This window comes from Caballeronia sp. LZ034LL (assembly GCF_031451215.1).
In the GTDB taxonomy this organism is placed as follows: Bacteria; Pseudomonadota; Gammaproteobacteria; order Burkholderiales; family Burkholderiaceae; genus Caballeronia.
This window is the reverse complement of the sequence record NZ_JARUXR010000021.1, coordinates 1-1,030: the sequence shown is the minus strand read 5'-3', so window position 1 is coordinate 1,030 and position 1,030 is coordinate 1. Positions and strand designations below refer to the sequence as shown.

At 63.9% G+C, this 1,030-nt stretch carries 1 protein-coding gene; it reads right to left on the bottom strand.

All coding sequences use genetic code 11. The features are described 5' to 3' along the window. On the bottom strand, window positions 1–1,030 hold a 1,030-nt coding region (locus QCE83_RS35210), incomplete at both ends, for an FAD-binding protein (RefSeq protein WP_309821471.1).

Below are 1,030 nucleotides of genomic sequence, written 5' to 3'. Positions count from 1 at the left end.
CACCGGCTTGTAGTCCAGCCGGTCACCCTCGCTGAACCACAGCGTGTGACGCATCCAGTTCTCGTCGTCGCGATGCTCGTAGTCGCTGTGCGCATGCGCCCCGCGGCTTTCCTTGCGCGCTTCGGCCGACACCATCGTCGCGCGCGCCACCTCGATCAGGTTCGCCAGCTCCAGCGCCTCGACCTTCGCGGTGTTGAACACCTTCGACTTGTCCTTCAGATGCACGTGCTTCACGCGCTCCGCCACTTCCGCGATCTTCTCGACGCCGTCTTCCAGCAGCTTCGCCGTGCGGAACACGCCTGCATGTGCCTGCATCGTCGAACGGATGTCGTTGGCGATGTTCTGCGTGTATTCGCCCGAGGTGGACTTCTCCAGCACCGCGAGACGTTCCATCGCGAAGTCGGCGGCATCGGCCGGCAGCGGCTTGTGCTCCTTCAGCTCGCGTGCATGCTTGATGATGTGATTGCCCGCAGCACGGCCGAACACCACCAGGTCCAGCAGCGAGTTCGTGCCGAGACGATTCGCGCCGTGCACCGAGACGCACGAGCATTCGCCCACGGCATAGAAGCCGTTGACCGGATCGTTGTAGCCCTTCGACGTACCCACGACCTGACCGTGCATGTTGGTCGGAATGCCGCCCATCTGATAGTGGATGGTCGGCACGACGGGGATCGGCTCTTTAATGCAATCGACGTTCGCGAACTTCAGCGCGATCTCGCGAATCGACGGCAGACGCTTCATGATCGTCTCGGCGCCGATGTGCGACAGGTCCAGCAGCACGTGATCCTTGTTCGGACCCACGCCGCGGCCTTCCTTGATCTCCTGGTCCATCGAACGCGAGACGAAGTCGCGCGGCGCCAGATCCTTCAGCGTCGGCGCATAGCGCTCCATGAAACGGTCGCCGTTCGAGTTGCGCAGGATGCCGCCTTCACCGCGCACGCCTTCGGTGATCAGCACGCCCGCGCCGGCTACGCCCGTCGGGTGGAACTGCCAGAACTCCATGTCCTGCAGCGCGATGCCCGAGCGCGCC